The organism is Nakamurella deserti (genome assembly GCF_003260015.1).
In the GTDB taxonomy this organism is placed as follows: Bacteria; Actinomycetota; Actinomycetes; order Mycobacteriales; family Nakamurellaceae; genus Nakamurella; species Nakamurella deserti.
The window spans coordinates 111870-127902 of the sequence record NZ_QCXS01000004.1; the positions used below are offsets into that span (position 1 = coordinate 111870).

At 73.3% G+C, this 16033-nt stretch carries 17 protein-coding genes; 12 read left to right on the plus strand and 5 right to left on the minus strand.

The window, feature by feature from the left end; translation table 11 throughout:
- Positions 1 to 11 precede the first annotated feature (11 nt).
- The 7 genes from DB033_RS18950 (at position 12) to DB033_RS18980 (ending at position 6168) form a co-directional block, all read left to right on the plus strand.
- Positions 12 to 641, plus strand: coding sequence for a TetR/AcrR family transcriptional regulator (locus DB033_RS18950; RefSeq protein ID WP_170315598.1), 630 nt, complete (start codon positions 12 to 14; stop codon positions 639 to 641).
- A gap of 34 nt (positions 642 to 675) precedes the next feature.
- On the plus strand, positions 676 to 2334 hold the full coding sequence (locus DB033_RS18955) for an MDR family MFS transporter (RefSeq protein ID WP_111768528.1): 1659 nt from the start codon (positions 676 to 678) through the stop codon (positions 2332 to 2334).
- A 98-nt stretch (positions 2335 to 2432) separates the two neighbouring features.
- Complete coding sequence (locus DB033_RS18960) at positions 2433 to 2840, plus strand: TOBE domain-containing protein (protein ID WP_111768529.1); 408 nt, start codon at positions 2433 to 2435, stop codon at positions 2838 to 2840.
- Entirely contained in the window at positions 2837 to 3628 is a 792-nt protein-coding gene (modA, locus tag DB033_RS18965; protein ID WP_240615985.1) for a molybdate ABC transporter substrate-binding protein, read from the plus strand. The genes DB033_RS18960 and modA overlap by 4 nt, the downstream gene beginning before the upstream one ends.
- Positions 3629 to 3677: 49 nt before the next feature.
- Positions 3678 to 4436 (plus strand): ABC transporter permease, encoded by a 759-nt coding sequence (locus DB033_RS18970; RefSeq protein WP_240615986.1) that lies wholly within the window; start codon positions 3678 to 3680, stop codon positions 4434 to 4436.
- Positions 4433 to 5521, plus strand: a complete 1089-nt coding sequence (locus tag DB033_RS18975) for a sulfate/molybdate ABC transporter ATP-binding protein (protein ID WP_111768531.1) — start codon at positions 4433 to 4435, stop codon at positions 5519 to 5521. Before DB033_RS18970 ends, DB033_RS18975 begins: the two co-directional genes overlap by 4 nt.
- A gap of 86 nt (positions 5522 to 5607) precedes the next feature.
- Entirely contained in the window at positions 5608 to 6168 is a 561-nt protein-coding gene (locus tag DB033_RS18980) for an SHOCT domain-containing protein (RefSeq protein WP_111768532.1), read from the plus strand.
- 33 nt (positions 6169 to 6201) lie between these two features.
- On the opposite strand, the gene DB033_RS18985 is transcribed toward DB033_RS18980, so the two are convergent.
- On the minus strand, positions 6202 to 7626 hold the full coding sequence (locus tag DB033_RS18985) for a sensor domain-containing phosphodiesterase (RefSeq protein ID WP_170315599.1): 1425 nt from the start codon (positions 7624 to 7626) through the stop codon (positions 6202 to 6204).
- Positions 7627 to 8049: 423 nt separating this feature from the next.
- On the opposite strand from DB033_RS18985, the gene DB033_RS18990 reads away from it, so the two are divergent.
- Entirely contained in the window at positions 8050 to 8283 is a 234-nt protein-coding gene (locus DB033_RS18990) for a hypothetical protein (protein WP_111768534.1), read from the plus strand.
- 75 nt (positions 8284 to 8358) lie between these two features.
- On the opposite strand, the gene DB033_RS18995 is transcribed toward DB033_RS18990, so the two are convergent.
- Positions 8359 to 8547 carry a hypothetical protein gene (locus DB033_RS18995; RefSeq protein WP_111768535.1) on the minus strand — a complete coding sequence of 63 codons (189 nt, stop codon included), beginning with the start codon at positions 8545 to 8547 and terminating at the stop codon, positions 8359 to 8361.
- 265 nt (positions 8548 to 8812) lie between these two features.
- On the opposite strand from DB033_RS18995, the gene DB033_RS19000 reads away from it, so the two are divergent.
- Together DB033_RS19000 and DB033_RS19005 are read left to right on the plus strand one after the other, a co-directional pair.
- Positions 8813 to 9616, plus strand: coding sequence for a DUF2127 domain-containing protein (locus tag DB033_RS19000; RefSeq protein WP_111768536.1), 804 nt, complete (start codon positions 8813 to 8815; stop codon positions 9614 to 9616).
- A gap of 250 nt (positions 9617 to 9866) precedes the next feature.
- Positions 9867 to 10814: a manganese catalase family protein gene (locus DB033_RS19005; RefSeq protein ID WP_111768537.1), complete on the plus strand. Its 948-nt coding sequence runs from the start codon at positions 9867 to 9869 to the stop codon at positions 10812 to 10814.
- A gap of 163 nt (positions 10815 to 10977) precedes the next feature.
- Here the strand turns inward: DB033_RS19005 and DB033_RS19010 are convergent, their stop codons facing one another.
- The 3 genes from DB033_RS19010 to DB033_RS19020 form a co-directional block, all read right to left on the minus strand.
- On the minus strand, positions 10978 to 11673 hold the full coding sequence (locus DB033_RS19010) for an NAD(P)H-binding protein (protein WP_111768538.1): 696 nt from the start codon (positions 11671 to 11673) through the stop codon (positions 10978 to 10980).
- 4 nt (positions 11674 to 11677) lie between these two features.
- A complete protein-coding gene (locus DB033_RS19015) occupies positions 11678 to 12655 on the minus strand; it encodes an aldo/keto reductase (RefSeq protein ID WP_111768539.1) in 978 nt (325 codons plus the stop codon).
- A gap of 83 nt (positions 12656 to 12738) precedes the next feature.
- On the minus strand, positions 12739 to 13320 hold the full coding sequence (locus DB033_RS19020) for an NYN domain-containing protein (protein WP_111768540.1): 582 nt from the start codon (positions 13318 to 13320) through the stop codon (positions 12739 to 12741).
- Positions 13321 to 13377: 57 nt separating this feature from the next.
- On the opposite strand from DB033_RS19020, the gene DB033_RS19025 reads away from it, so the two are divergent.
- Complete coding sequence (locus tag DB033_RS19025) at positions 13378 to 14247, plus strand: class I SAM-dependent methyltransferase (protein WP_157970804.1); 870 nt, start codon at positions 13378 to 13380, stop codon at positions 14245 to 14247.
- A gap of 80 nt (positions 14248 to 14327) precedes the next feature.
- On the plus strand, positions 14328 to 15950 hold the full coding sequence (locus tag DB033_RS19030; RefSeq protein WP_111768542.1) for a Na+/H+ antiporter: 1623 nt from the start codon (positions 14328 to 14330) through the stop codon (positions 15948 to 15950).
- Positions 15951 to 16033 lie beyond the last annotated feature (83 nt).

Consider the following 16033-nt stretch of genomic DNA (forward strand, 5'->3'; position numbering starts at 1 on the left):
TGCTGCATGACGTGCAGAATTCATCCGACCCGGTCGGCGGACTCCGGGAGACCAAGAAGCGGGCCACCCGCCACCGGCTGACCACCGCGGGTCGACGACTCACACTCGCCCACGGCCTGGACAACGTGACCGTGGAGATGATCTGCGCCGAGGTAGGCGTCTCGGTGCGGACCTTCTTCAACTACTTCACGTCCAAGGACGAGGCGCTGGCCGGTGACGAGCTGCCGCTCGGCGACGACGAGAGCCGGCGGCGCTTCCAGGACGGCGGACCCACCGGCGTCCTGCTCGCCGATCTGATGACCGTGCTGTTCCCGGCCGACGGCTTGCACGGCGACGACCGGGAGGAGCTGCGGACCGCGTTCGCCGTCATGATGCAGGAGCCCCGCATCCTCGCCCGCCAGCTCGCACGCGGCATGGAGCACGAGGAGCGGCTGGCCGGGATGATCGCCCGCCGGCAGGGACTCGAGGCGCCGGACACGACCAGCCGGACCGCCGCGGCCGTCGCCCAGACCCTGCTGCGCCGAGCCGTCGCCGAGTGGGTCCAGGCCGACGACGACAGCGACATCGCCACTCACATCCGGCGCGAACTCGTCGCCGCGACGGCGGTCATCACCGCCGGCACGGGCCACGCCGGCCCCTGACCACCACACCCCGACCGCAGACCCAGGAGTTCCCGTGACCACCACCGCCCCGCCGGCACCGATCGTGCTGACCCGACGCCGCATCTGGCTGATCTTCTCCGCCCTGCTGGCCGGGATGCTGCTGTCCAGCCTCGACCAGACCATCGTGTCCACGGCGATGCCGACCATCGTCGGCGATCTCGGGGGCGTCGCCCACATGGCCTGGGTGACCACGGCGTACCTGCTGGCCACCACCATCGCGATGCCGATCTACGGCAAGTTCGGCGACATCTGGGGCCGCCGCAACCTGTTCCTGGTCGCCATCGCGTTGTTCACGCTGGCCTCGCTGGGTGCGGCCCTGGCGACCGGCTTCTGGGAGTTCGTCACCTTCCGCGGGATCCAGGGTCTCGGCGGCGGCGGCCTGATGATCCTGTCGCAGGCGATCATCGCCGACATCGTGCCGGCCAAGGAGCGCGGGAAGTACCTGGCTCCGATGGGCGCCGTGTTCGGCATCAGCGCGATCGGCGGACCGCTGCTGGGCGGTCTGTTCACCGACCACCTGAGCTGGGAGTGGTGCTTCTGGATCAACATCCCGGTCGGGATCGCCGCGTTCGCCATCGCCTGGCGGACGCTGAGCCTGCCGTCGAAGCGCAACACCAGGAAGGTCGACTATCTCGGCGTCATCCTGCTGTCGACCGCCACCACCTGCCTGATCCTGTTCACCGACTGGGGCGGCAAGCAGTACGCGTGGACCTCCCCCACGATCATCGGCCTCGTCGTCGCCTTCGCCGCCGCCGTCGCCGCGTTCGTCGTGGTCGAGAACCGCGCCGAGCAGCCGATCATCCCGATGGCCCTGTTCCGCAACCGCACCTTCGTCCTCGCCACCGCGATCGGCCTGGTGCTGGGCCTGGGCATGTTCTCCGCACTGGCCTTCATCCCGACCTTCCTCCAGATGGCCTCGGGCACATCGGCTTCCGTCTCCGGTCTGCTGACCATCCCGATGATCATCGGCCTGATCCTGACGCTGACGCTGTCGATGCGGCACATCACCAGGACCGGCCGCTACAAGATCTTCCCGATCGTCGGCGCGATCGTCACCGCGCTGGGCATGCTCTGGTTGACGACACTGGCGGGCACCACGCCGATCTGGGTCATCTGCACGATGCTGTTCGTGCTCGGCGCCGGGCTCGGCTTCATCATGCAGATCATCGTGCTGGTGGTGCAGAACGCCGTGTCTCCCGACGACGTCGGTACCGCGACCAGCACCAACAACTACTTCCGCGAGGTCGGCGCGGCGTTGGGTGTGGCCGTCTTCGGGTCCATCTTCACCAACCGCCTCGTGGAGAACCTGACCACCGCCGTCACCGCCAACGCCGCCCAGGCCGCCGCTGCCGGGCTCGATCCCGCCTCTCTCGTACCGGCTCAGGTGAAGGCCGCCGGCGACCCGCTCAAGACCGCCATCGTCGACTCCTACGCCGACGCCCTGGCGCCGGTGTTCTGGTACCTCATCCCCGCGGTGCTGATCGCGCTGGTGCTGGCGATCTTCCTGCCCGAGATCCCGCTGTCCGACGAGGCGGGCATGATCGCCCGCGGGGAAGCGATCGCCGACACCGGCCAGGGCGACGCCCCGGTCGCCGCCCCCACCGACGAACCGGTGCTGATCGCGCCCACCGGTACCGCCCACGGGTCCCGGGACACCACGACCCGCCACTGACGTCGGTCACCCGCGCCCCGGTGCCCGCTCCGCCGAGCAGGTACCGGGGCGCGGCATTCCGGCACCTGCTCCGCAGCTGCGGCGGTAAGCTCCATTCCATGCCGCAGTTTCGGATCCGCGAGGCCGCTGATCTCCTCGGAGTCAGCGACGACACGGTGCGTCGCTGGATCGACGCCGGATCGCTGTCGGCCGCCGCGGACGGGGGCGGCCGCAAGGTGATCGACGGACGCGAACTCGCCGCGTTCGCGCGCGACCACGCCGCCACCGCCGCCGCCGACCCCTCGGGGGTGCGACGTTCGGCCCGCAACCGCTTCGTCGGTCTGGTCACCCGGGTGGTCGCCGACGGTGTGATGGCCCAGGTCGAAATCCAGTGCGGGCCGCACCTCGTCGTGTCGTTGATGAGCAGCGAAGCCGTCGGGGAGCTGCAGCTTGAGCCGGGGCGGATGGCCGTGGCCGTCGTCAAGGCCACCACCGTGATCGTCGAGACGCCGGGCGGATCGTCGTGAGACGCCGCATCTCCCGGCCGGCCGGTGTTCTCGTCGGCGCCCTGCTGCTCGCCGGGTGCGGCGGCGACGCCCCGGCCGCCGACCGGTCCCCGGCCCCGTCCACCACCGGCGTCCAGGGCACGCTGACCGTCTTCGCGGCGGCGTCGCTGAAGACCACCTTCACCGCCCTCGGCGCCACCTTCGAAGCGGAGAACCCCGGTGTCGCGGTCACTTTCGGTTTCGCCGGGTCGTCGGACCTGGTCACCCAGCTGACCGACGGGGCGCCGGCCGACGTGTTCGCCGCCGCCGACACCGCGACCATGGACAGGGTGGTCGCCGCCGGGTTGGCGGCCGACCCGGTGGCCTTCGCCCGGAACACCCTGGTCATCGTCACCCCGCCCGACAACCCGGCCGCGATCGCGTCCTTCGGCGACCTGGCCGGCGTCGGGGTCAGCGTCGTCGTCTGCGCCGACGCCGTCCCGTGCGGCAGCGCGACCGCGAGGGTCGAGGACGCGACGGGTGTGCGGCTCACCCCGGTCAGCGAGGAGCAGTCGGTCACCGACGTGCTCAACAAGGTCCGCACCGGGGAGGCCGACGCGGGCCTGGTGTACGTCACCGACGCCCGGGCGGCGGGCGACGCGGTCCACACCGTGCCCTTCGCGGAGTCCGGCGAGGCCGTCAACACCTATCCGATCGCGGCCCTCACGGACGCCGCCGACCCCACGGCCGCGGCGGCGTTCATCGCCCTGGTGACCGGCACGACCGGACGGGCCGTCCTCGCCGACGCCGGGTTCGCCCCGGGCGCCTGACGTGGCGGGGCGCCGTCCGGGAGCGGCGGAGTCGGGGGTACCCCGCTGGGTGTTCGTCCCGGCGGCCCTCGCCGTCCTGTTCGTGGTGCTGCCCCTGGCGGCGATGCTGACCCGGGTGCGATGGTCGGACTTCTGGTCGCTGATCAGCTCGGAGTCCTCGCGGGACGCGCTGTCGCTGAGCCTGCGGACGGCCGCGGCGAGCACCGTGCTGTGCGTGCTCCTCGGTGTGCCGCTGGCCCTGGTGCTGGCGCGCGCCGGCTTCCGTGGCCTGCGGGTGCTGCGGGCGTTCGTGCTGCTCCCGTTGGTGCTGCCCCCGGTGGTGGGCGGTATCGCGCTGCTGTACACCTTCGGCCGACGTGGCCTGCTGGGGGACACGCTGGAGTTCCTCGGAGTCCGCATCGCCTTCTCGACCACCGCCGTGGTCATCGCCCAGACCTTCGTCGCGCTGCCGTTCCTGGTGCTGAGCCTGGAGGGTGCGCTGCGGACCGCCGGCCGCCGCTACGAGGCGGTCGCCGCCACTCTCGGGGCGCGGCCGACCACCGTGCTCCGGCGGGTGACGATCCCGCTCGTGCTGCCCGGCCTGGCCTCCGGCGCGGTGCTGGCCTTCGCCCGGGCCCTCGGGGAGTTCGGCGCGACCCTGACCTTCGCCGGCAGCCTCCAGGGAGTCACCCGCACCCTGCCTCTGGAGATCTACCTGCAACGCGAATCCGACGCCGACGCCGCCGTCGCCCTGTCGCTGGTCCTCGTCACGATCGCGGTGGTCATCGTGCTGGTGACGCGCGGCCGCGGCACCGAGGGCAGCCTGTGAGCGCCGGGGCGTTGTCGGTGGACGTCGCCCTCGCCGCGCGCGGTCTCGAGCTGCGCTGCGAGGTCGCCGCCGGTGAGGTGCTGGCCGTGCTCGGCCCGAACGGCGCCGGCAAGAGCACCCTGTTGTCGTTGGTGGCGGGCCTGGAGCGGCCCGACCGCGGCCGGATCGTCCTGGACGGCGCCGCGCTCGTCGACACCGACGCGGGCGGCTGGCGGGCCCCGCACGAACGGCGGACCGTGCTGCTCGCGCAGCAGGCGATGCTGTTCCCGCACCTGACCGTGGCCGCCAACGTCGCCTTCGGCCCGCGCAGCCGGGGCGTGGGGCGCGTCGCTGCCGCCGCCGCGGCGACGGTGTGGCTGGCCGCGGTCGACACCGGTGATCTGGCCGACCGACGGCCCGGGGAGCTGTCCGGCGGGCAGGCGCAGCGGGTCGCGGTGGCCCGGGCGCTGGCCGCCGACCCCGCCCTCCTGCTGCTCGACGAACCCCTGGCCGCGCTCGACGTCGCGGTCGCCCCCGCCCTGCGCCGGCTGCTGCGTACGGTGCTGCGGACCGGCGACCGCAGTGCGCTGCTCGTCACCCACGACATCCTGGACGCCCTGACGCTCGCCGACCGGGTCATCGTGCTCGAGGCCGGCCGGATCGTGGAGCAGGGACCCGTCCGCGAGGTGCTCAGCCGCCCCCGGTCCGCCTTCGCCGCCCGGATCGCCGGCGTCAATCTGGTCGCCGGCACGCTGGACGGACACAGCCTGGTGACCCCTCGCGGCGAGCGCCTGCACGGCGTGGTCGACGCGCCCGCCGGTGGGGCCGGCGTGGCGTTGTTCCGGCCGTCCGCGGTCGCCGTGCACCTGACGCCGCCGGGCGGCAGCCCCCGCAACCGGCTGCCGGTCACGATCGGCGAGATCGAGCCGCGGGGCGAGCTGGTCCGGGTACGGGCCCTGGACGGGCCGGACGGCGCCGCCGGCCCGGTCGCCGACCTGACCGCCGACGCGGCCGCGGATCTGGACCTGGTGCCCGGTCGGGAGGTCTGGTTCGTGGTGAAGGCGACCGAGGTGACGCTCTACCCGTCGGCGTCCCCGACCGGCTGACGGCGCCGGCTCGTCGACCTCGCCCGCCACCGGCGGAATACTGGTCCGGTCGGTGGCGTCGTGGCCACCGGGAGGAGAGGCGTCCGATGAAGAACCCGCTGGCCCGGCTGCTGGCCCGGCCCACCCGGTCCGAGGAGCTGCGGCAGCTGGGCGTCCGCGCGGACCTGGTCCGGGCGGTCGAACGCACCGCCTTCGGCCGCCAGACCGACCGGGACCTGCTCGCCCTGGACGCCGTCCTCGACGACGACGAGGCCGTGCTGCGCCTGCTGGAGGGCCGCGCCGGCCGGTCGGTCGGCCTGCTGGCGCTGACCAGCCGCCGGCTGGTGTTCCTGCCCAGGGGCGCGGGTGACGTGGTCGAGGTGCCGCTCACCGCGGTCCGCGCGGCCACCTCGGCGACGCACCGGGGGATGGGACGGCTGACCGTCGAGCGCGACGGCGACGCGTTCGTCGTCGACCAGATCCTGGGGATCCAGGCCGGCTGGATGTGTGACGACATCACCGCGGCCGGACGGGCACCCGCGGACGCCCCGGCGCCGGTCCGGGACCCGCTGGAGGAACTGGCCGAGCTCCGGGCGCTGCACGCCGGTGGGCTGGTGGACGACAGCGAGTACGACGCGCGCAAGCGGGAGTTGTTCGGCCGCCTGTAGCCACCCCCGGCGCCCGGGGCCGGCCGGCCGGACCTAGGCGGCCGCGTCGCCGACGGACACCGGTGCGACCCGGGCCCGCTCGCCGCCGACCCGCGCCATCAGGGACGCGGCCGCCCCGACCACCGCGGCCCGGTCGTAGGTGAGCACGAACTCGAAGCGGCGGTCGCCGTCCGGCTCCCCGTCGACCTCCCGCGCGATCAGCGCCGCGGCGAAATGGGGTGACAGCACGACGATGTCCCACTCGGCGCAGAGGTAGTCGGACGCGTCCAGGTGGGCGCCCCGGACGCCGGGCGCGACGTCGTCGGGCATGTCGGTGCCGAAGGCGGCCACGAACCCGACCTGCATGCCGAGGGCGGCGTAGCGACGCCGCGTCGCCGGCGTGAAGAACCGCGCGTGCTGGAACGTCGAGAGCACCACGCAGGTGGCGCCGAGGTCGGCCGCCTGCCGTTCCAGGTGCTGGCTCACCTGGATGAGCAGTGGCTTGGTCGCCGTCCGGGTCCGCATGGTCGGCACCGACGCGAACGGGGTGACCGACACCGGGGCCGACGCCACCGCGGGGAGCGTGAGCCGCCCCACGGTCCCGTCGCACCGCGCGTCGGGGGTGGGCCGGCCGAAGTACCAGCCCTGCCCGAGGGTGGCCCCCAGGGCGAGCGCGACCGCGAGGTGCTGCGCGGTCTCGATGCCTTCCGCGAGGATCACGCAGCCGGTCGACTCGGCGTGCGCGTTGACCGCGCTCATCAGCGTCGCCACCGCGTCGTCGGGCCGGCGCTGCACGATGTTCATGTCGATCTTGAGGATGTCCGGCCGCAGCATCGCCATGAACGCCAGCGACATGTCGTCGGCCCCGACGTCGTCCAGGGCGATGCGCCACCCCGCGGCGCGCAGGATCTCGACGACCGCGAGCAGCTCGGCGGGGGCCGTGGCCAGCGCCCGCTCGGTGATCTCCAGGACCAGCTGCCGCTGGGAACCGACGGCGTCGGCCACCTCGAGCAGCTCCTGCAACGCCGACCGGCGCAGGGCCTGCGGCTCCACGTTGACGAACAGCGCCGCCGCCGCGGGCATCTCCACCGCGGCGGCACCGCGGATGGCCGTCACGCGGCACAGCTCGTCGAGGTCGGTGAGCAGACCCGCATTCCGCGCGGCGTCGAACAGCGCGTCCGGCGCCTGCAGCGGCCCTACCGGGCCGCGGGCGAGCGCCTCGAATGCCACCACCGCACCGCCGTCCAGCTCGACGATGGGCTGGAAGACGCAGTGGATCTCACCGCGGCGGATGACCCCCGCGACGTCGGCCATCCGCTCCGGGTCGCCCGGCAGGCTCCGTACCGCGGCGCCGCCGCCGACCCGGCCGGTGGTCCCGAACGGCCGGCTCCGGCCCACGAGCAGGTCGCCCCCGGGCAGCGGCCGCCCCCGGGTGCGGCGCAGCGCCCCGGTGGCGAGTTCGGCGGGATGGTCGATCACGGTCATGTGTGTGGCGACGCCCGGATCGGTCGGCGGTCACGGCGCGGCGACCGACCGGCCCGCAAAGCCCCGGTTCGGGTGGTCGGCGGTCACGCTGCGCAACCGTCGGAGGGGCCCGGCGCTGCCGGAAGGCTGACCGCGCGCCGCCGGGTGGGGACGGCGCCCAGGACGGTGCCCAGGACGGCCGCGGTACGCGACGACGAGGACACCAGGCACCGAAGACGCCTAAAGAAAACGTTTACATTAATTGAGAGCCGTGTCACCACCGGGTCCGCCGCAGCGCGGTGAGCTGCGCTGACAGGACCGGCAGCCGGCCCGGAGACCCGGCTCACACGCCGGAACGGCATTTCCGGTCCGCGCCGGACGTCTCATGGAATGACGGAGCACAGAACGTGCCCCGCACACCTGAGGAGAGAAGCAGCAATGACTTTCGCGGACCGCATCGCCCAGGCCCGTCACGATCGTGGCGCCCGCCGGGCCGCCCGCGCCGAGATGAACAAGCTCACCCACGAGCTGGCCGCCTACTCGAGCCCCGCCGACCGGCGTGAGATCGAGCTGTTGGCTTCCCGCAGCACCGAGCCGGGAGCGGACGTCGTCCGCTCCATCCTGGACCGGATGCGCGTCCAGGACGCCGTCACCGGCCGCCAGGTCCGCTGACGCACCCGCGGCCCGTCGGGCCGCACCGCACCACCGACGCCGGTGTCCGCTTCCGCGGACACCGGCGTTTCCGCGTCAGGCGGGTCCCTCGGCGGGCTCCTGCGGAGCGGCTCCCTCACCGGGAGCGTCGCCGGTGGCGGTCGACCCCGACTGACCGGCGTCGGTCGGGTCGGCGTGCTCACCCGCCGCGACGGAGCCCTCCGCGGGCTCCCTGCTCCCGGCGTCGCCGGCCTGGCTGATCGTCGTCGCGCTGTCCTCGGTCACTGGAACCCCGGTTCCGGGCGGTTCTCCACGGCCCGGCGCCGGACCGGAGGGTCACCGGGGCGCCGGCTCACACCGCCACGGACCTGATCTACCCCGACGCCCGCTCCGATGCGCAGTGCCGCCACAGCTGCCCGGCCGGCCGCCGGGTTCCCGCCGTCGCGTCGCCGGCACCGACCCACGGCCACCGCTCCCCGACCGCCGACCGGCACGGCCCGACCGTCCGGAACGCCCTCGTCCGGCACACCCGCTCCCCCACAATGAGCACATGTCACCCCGATGGAGCGCCTGGGAGCTGCGCGCCTGCGCGCGGCACGGCCACCTCACCTACCGGCCGGACGAGACCGAGCTGGCCGCGCGGTTGTCGGTGTCGACCGCCGTCGGCGAGGCGTGGCGGTGCCTGCGCTGCGGCGACTTCGCCGTCGGTCCGCCGCGGTCGTCCGGTCCCGCGGAGGACGCGCCGCTCGTGCTGCGCGGCGCCGCCCTCCGGCAGGCCGTCGTGATCCGTTTCCTCGCCGTCGAGCGGGACTTCCGGTTCGTACTGCTGGGGCTGGGGGTGTGGGGGGTCCTGCAGTTCCGCGACTCCCGGCAGTCCATCCAGGCGACCGTCGACCGCGACCTCCCGCTGCTGTCGGCGATGGGGATCCACGTCGAGCAGTTGGCGCTCGTGCGGGACCTGCAGAACGCGCTCACCGAGTCCCCCGGGCGGCTCACCCTGGTGGCGGTCGGGCTGGCCGCGTACGCCCTGCTGGAACTGGCCGAGGCGGTCGGTCTGTGGACCATGAAGCGCTGGGGTGAGTACCTGGCGGTGGTGGCCACCTCGGTCTTCCTGCCCTGGGAGATCCGTGAGCTGGCACGAGGTCTCACGGCGTTCCACATCGGCCTCTTCGTGGTCAACCTGGCGGCGGTGGGATACCTCCTGTGGTCCAAGCGGCTGTTCGGGCTCCGTGGTGGCCGGGCCGCCTACGACGCCGGACGCCGCGGCGAACAGCTCCTCGAGGTCGAGGCCGGTGCCGTCCGTGGCGCGCCGGTCGGCCGCGCTCCCCGCCCGCAGGCCGACGCCGCCCGCTGACCGCGGCACCGTCCCGCGGCGGGTTTGCCGCGCGGAGGGGTCGGGCAGACACCCGGTTGTCGATCCAAACAGCGGTCGGCCGCCATGCCGTCAGGTCGTCACCGGTGGACCGACGGCGAATGGGAATAGCCCTCAGGACGATCCGCGACGCCGGCCGACGATCCCGTCGGCGCGTCCTCTCCGCATCAACCGCGTTCCGCTCCCGGCGGGACGGGTTGATCTGCGCCTTCCGACAGCGAGGAGCCCGTCGATGTACCTGCACACCGAACTCTTGATCAACCAGATCGCCCAGGACGAGCCGGACCCGGCAGCCGCCAACGCCCTCCAGGAGGGCCTCGGCGGACAGTTCGGCGAGATGCGCACGATGATGCAGTACCTGTTCCAGAGCATGAACTTCCGTGGTGACCCCGCCTCCAAGCCCTACAAGGACCTGATCCAGGGCGTCGGCACCGAGGAGATCAGCCACGTCGAGCTGATCGGCACCACCATCGCCCGGCTGCTGGACGGCGCCCCCGGCTACAGCGGCAAGAAGACCGACCCGGTCGACGCCCCCGGCGCCAAGGGCGCGACGCCGCTGACCATCGCCAAGGACACCGGCAACATCCACCACTTCCTGGTCGGCGCGCAGGGCGCGCTGCCGGTCGACTCCGTGGGCAACCCCTGGTCGGGGTCCTACGTCTACAACAGCGGCAACCTGGTCCTGGACCTGCTGTACAACCTGATGCTGGAGTCCACCGGCCGGCTGCAGAAGTGCCGCATCTACGAGATGACCGACAACAAGACGGCCCGCTCGACCATCGCCTACCTGATCGTGCGCGACCAGGCCCACGAGAACGCCTTCGCCAAGGCGCTGGAGAGCCTCGGGGTGAACTGGGGTGCGATGCTGCCGATCCCCAAGACCAACGCCGAGGCGTTCCCCGAGGTCAAGGCCCTCACCGACAAGGGTCTGCAGAGCATCCAGTACACGTTCAGTGCCGACAACAAGAGCGAGGCGGACAAGCTGTACCGCGGCGCCTCGCCGTCCAACGACGGCACCGAGCTGACCACCGAGTTCATGCCGCAGGGCGGCGAGCCGATCACGATCGCCCCCGAGCGGCGTGAGGAGTTCGCGCCCGGTCTCGATCCGGCGCTGCTGGCGCTGATCCAGGCCACCGCCGAGGAGGAGATCCGCACCGCGGACCGCCCGACGATCAGCTGATCCGTCCGGCCACAGCGGCGCCGGTGTCGGGACTCCCGACACCGGCGCCGTCGTCGTCTGGTGACCACCTCGGGCAGGCGGACACCGGGCCGGCGTCGGGACTCCCGACACCGGCGCCGTCGTCGTCTGGTGACCACCCCGGGCAGGCGGACACCGGGCCGGCTCAGAGCCGCTGCAGTGCGACCGGGATCGGTTCCGGACCGCTGACGACCTCGAACTGGCGGCGGATCGCGAGCCCCTGGTCGAGGGCGACGGCGATCACCTCGGCGACGTCGGACCGCGGGATCGTACCGCGGCCGGTCGACGCCGCGACGGTCACCGACCCGGTCGGGGCGTCGTCCACCAGACCACCCGGCCGCACGATCGTCCAGTCCAGGTCACGGTCGCGCACCGCGGCGTCGGCGGCGCCCTTCGCCCGCTGGTAGACGGTGAACACGTCCAGACCGTCGGGATCGTCCCGCAGGCCGGCGGCGACGTCGGCGTCCAGGCCCTCGGCGGGACCGAAGTCGTCGGCGCCCATCGACGAGACCACCAGCAAGCGGCGCACTCCCGCGGCGACCGCGGCGTCGGCCAGCAGGACGGCCCCGTCCCGGTCGACGGCCAGCTTGCGCGCCGCTCCGCTGTCCGGGCCGCCGCCGGCCGCGAAGACCGCGGCATCCGCCCCGGCGAGCACCGCGGCGACGGCGTCGACGCCGGACGACTCCAGGTCCAGCACCACCGGTTGCGCACCGGCGGCCGCGAGATCGGCGGCGTGGTCGGCGTTGCGGATCAGTCCGACCGGCTCGTGACCGCGGTCGCGCAGGCGGCGGGCGAGCAGCAGGGCGATCCGGCCGTGACCGCCGGCGATGACGATGCGCACGGTCTCAGAACCCTTCCGGATCGCGGCTGACGTAGGAGCTCCCCAGCCTCGACAACTCGTCGCCGGTCAGCTCCACGTCCACGGAGGCGACCGCGTCCTCCAGGTGCGACATCTTCGTGACCCCGACGATCGGCGAGGTCACCGCGGGCTGCTGACGCACCCAGGCCAGCGCGACCTGGGCCCGCGGGATGCCGCGCGCCGCCGCGATCTCCGCGACCGCCGCGATGGTCGCGCGGTCGCTGTCCTCGCGCTGCCGGTACAGCTGCCTGCCGAACTCGTCGGTCTCGCTGCGACCGGTGGTCTCGTCGGGATCCCGGGTGAGCCGGCCGCGGGCCAACGGCGACCAGGGCAGCACCCCGACCCCCTGGTCGAGGCAGAACGGGTGCATCTCGCGTTCCTCCTCCCGCTGGATGAGGCTGTACTGGTCCTGCATGGAGACGAACCGGGTCCAGCCGTTGAGGTCGGCGGTGTACTGCGCCTGCGCGAACTGCCACGTCCACATCGACGACGCCCCGAGGTAGCGGGCCTTGCCGGACCGGACGACGTCGTGCAGCGCCTCCATCGTCTCCTCGATCGGCGTCTGCGGGTCCCAGCGGTGGATCTGGTACAGGTCGATGTAGTCGGTGCCGAGCCGCCGCAGGCTGTCGTCGACGGCACTGAGGATGTGCCGACGGGACAGCCCGCCGCCGTTGGGCCCCGGCCGCATCCGGCCGTTGACCTTCGTCGCCAGCACGACCTCCTCGCGGACCGCGAAGTCGCGCAGCGCCCGGCCGACGATCTCCTCGCTGGTGCCGTCGGAGTAGACGTCGGCGGTGTCGAAGGTGGTGATGCCGAGCTCCAGGGCCCGCTGGATGAAGGGCCGCGACTGCTCCTCCGGCATCGACCAGGGATGGCCACCGCGGTCCGGCGTCCCGAAGCTCATGCAGCCGAGGGTGACCGTCGAGACCTGCAGACCGCTGCGGCCGAGGCGTGCGTACTCCATGGGGATGTCCTTCCGTCGTCGGCGGCCGGAACCGCCCTGCATGGTCTACCCGGGACACACCCGGTCGCGACGCCGGGGTGCGGTCAGATCGGGCCCAGGAACTGCGTCGGGTCGAACTCCTCGATCGGGATGACCCGCAGCCGCGGCAGTTTGCGGTTGAACGCCTGCACGTCGTACTCCAGGTCCAGGAACTCCAGCCCCTGCGACCGCAGGTCGAGGTAGCGGCTGTTGAAGTGCTCGGGGAACCCGAGGAGGCCGACGCGCCGGGCGCCGCCGAGCAGCGGGGTGAGGCCGGGCAGGAAGTCCTGGTCGTGGCTGGCCAGGATGACGTCCGCGCCGTCCTCCTGCGCGGCGATCGCGGCCAGCGTGCGCAGGATCGCCGCGTCGACCACCTTGACCTCCGACGGGCCGCTGAGCAGCACCGGCCGGTACCGCATCCCCACCAGTGCCTGCACGAAGGCGCTCGGCAGCTGCAGGTTGGCGGCGTTGAGGAAGAACAGCGGCCGCACGTCGCCGCCCCACCGGGTGCGCGCGTACTCCGTGAGCCGCTCCCAGCGCGGCCGCTCGCTGGACTCCGGCCGGTGCCGCAGGATCGTGTTCCCCAGGGTGCTGTCGAGGTTCTCGCCGTCGACCAGGATGTAGACGACGCGCGCGGGATCGGTCATCGGCTGAGTCTGGCAGGCGCGGGGCCGCGCGTGGGGCGGGCCCGGGATACTCGGGCGATGCCGCACCGTCCCGTGGTCACCGCCCTGCAGGCCCTCGTCGACGACGACCGTGGCGCCGCCCGCTCCGCGCTGACCGGCGACCCCTCACTGCTGGGTCGCGCCCTCAGCCGGTTCCTCGACGACGATCCCCTGGCCGGCTCGGTCTACGACCGGCCGGCGGCGTTCGCGGCGTTCATCCGTGGTGGCGGCAACGTCGCGCTGTACGAGGCGACCAGCGCGGCCCTGGCCGCCGAGTACGCGACGCACGGGGTCGGCGCGCTGCTGGACATCGGCTGCGGGGACGGCACCGCGCTGCTGCCCGCCCTGACCCGTCGACCGGTCCCCCGCGTCGACGTGGTGGAGCCCTCCGGTGAGCTGCTCGCGGCCACCGCCGCGGCGCTGGCCGCGCTGTCCGGGATCACCGCCACCACCGCGGGCACCACGGTGCAGGAGTTCCTCGGCGACCTGGCGCCCGACCGCCGCTGGGACCTCGCGGAATCGACCTTCGCGCTGCACGCCCTGGCGCCGGGCGAGCGCACCCGGGTTCTCGAGGTGCTGGCCGGACGCGTCCGCCGGATCGCCGTCGTCGAGTTCGACGTCCCGGATCTGCCGCCCCGCGGTCCCGCGGCGCTGGCCTTCCTGGCCGACACCTACGAACGCGGCCTCGCCGAGTACACCGCCGACCGCGACCTGGTCGCCCAGGGGTTCCTGATGCCGGTGCTGGTCGGGCAGTTGGCCCCGGGCGCCGTCCGGTCGACGTGGGAGCAGCCCGCGCCCGCGTGGGCCGCGCAGTTCGCCGCCGCGGGGTTCACCGACGTCGCCGTCCGTCCCGTGGACGACTACTGGTCGTCACCGGCGTTCCTGCTGACCGCCGCCGGCTCCGGCTGACCGCGTCACCTCCCGGACTTCCGGCCGAGGGAGACTGCAGGGACCGACGCGCCCACCGGGGTCGCCGGAGGAGGGTGCTGATGACGACGATCCTGATCTTCGTGGTGGCGTCGGTGGCGGTGGTCGTCACGGTCGAGCTGCTGGCCGAACGGACCGGACTGCCGGCGGCGGCCATCCTGACGTTGGTCGGTGTCGTCTACGCGCTGCTCCCCGGGCCCAACGTCGAGCTCGACCCCGAGGTCGTGCTCGCGTTCGTCCTGCCGCCGCTGCTGTACAGCGCCGCGCTGCACGCCTCGCTGACCGCGATCCGGACGAACCTGCGGGCCGTCATCAGCCTGTCCGTCGGACTGGTGCTGGCCACCGCGCTGTTGGTCGGATGGGGCGTCGAGCTGCTGGTACCGGGGATCTCGCTGGCCGCCGGTATCGCCCTGGGCGCCGCGGTGGCGCCGCCGGACCCGGTGGCGGCGCTGGCCATCGGCCGCCGGGCGGGGCTGCCCGGACGGCTGGTGACGCTGATCGAGGGCGAGGGCCTGCTCAACGACGCCACCGCGCTGACCACCTTCACGGTGGCGGTGACCGCCGCGGTCAGCGGCACGTTCTCCGGTCTGGACTTCCTCGTCGAGTTCGCGGTGATGGCCCTCGGCGGCCTCGTCGTCGGACTGCTGGTGGCGTTCGGGGTCCGGCTGGTCAAGTCGCGGCTGCACGAGCCGGTGCTGGTCAACAGCGTCAGCCTGGTGACGCCGTTCGCCGCGTACGCGCTCGGTGAGGCGGTCCACGTGTCGGGCGTGCTGGCGGTGGTCATCGCCGGGCTGGTGGTCGGCCACGACACCCCGCGCTACAGCTCCGGGGCGAGCCGGCTGCAGACCAGCGCCGTGTGGCGGCTGGTCGACTTCCTGCTGGAGGGGTTCGTCTTCCTGCTCGTCGGACAGCAGCTGCCCACCGTGGTCGCCGGTCTCGGCGCCTACGAGACGTCGACCGTGGTGACCGCGGCGGCGGTCACCCTGGGCGTCGTGGTGCTGCTCCGGCCGCTGTGGCTGTTCGTGACCCAGTACCTGCCCCGGGGCCTGCACGCGCGCCTGGGCGGTCGGTCGAACAGCCCCGACCGGCGGCTGGGGGCCCGCCAGATCGTCGTGCTCAGCTGGGCCGGCACCCGCGGCATCATCACGCTGGCCGCGATCTTCACGCTGCCGCTGACCGTCGCCGACGGCTCGCCGTTCCCCGGACGCGACCTGATGCTGTTCTGCGCCTACCTGGTGGTGCTGTTCACGTTGGTCGTGCAGGGCATGACGTTCGCGCCCATCGCCCGGGCGACCGGGCTGCGACAGGACGCCGCGGCCGACGCGTTCATCCGCAACGAAGCCCGCATCGGCGCCGTCTCCGCGGCGCTGACCCGGTTGGACCAGCTGGCCGACGACCCGGAGCTGCAGCTGTCCGACACCGCCCGGGAGGCGTTGCGCCGCATCCTGGACCACCGGCTGGAGCGCTACCGGTCACGGCTGGAGCTGCTGGAGACCGCGGAGAACGGCGAGATCCCGGAGTCGCCGACCTACGACGCCGCGGTCCGGGCGCGCCGGATGCTCATCGAGGCACAGCGCGACGAGCTGCTCCGCTGGCGCGACGCCCGGCGCCTCACCGACGCCAACCTGCGCATCCTCGAGCACGAGCTGGACCTCGAGGAGCGCACACTGCCCCGCGCCCGCTGACGGTGCGGTGCCGCTGGGTAAGGCACCCCTAGACCCGGACACCGCCGCGAGGCCGTGCCCACGCAGACAGCGCGTGCCCCCGG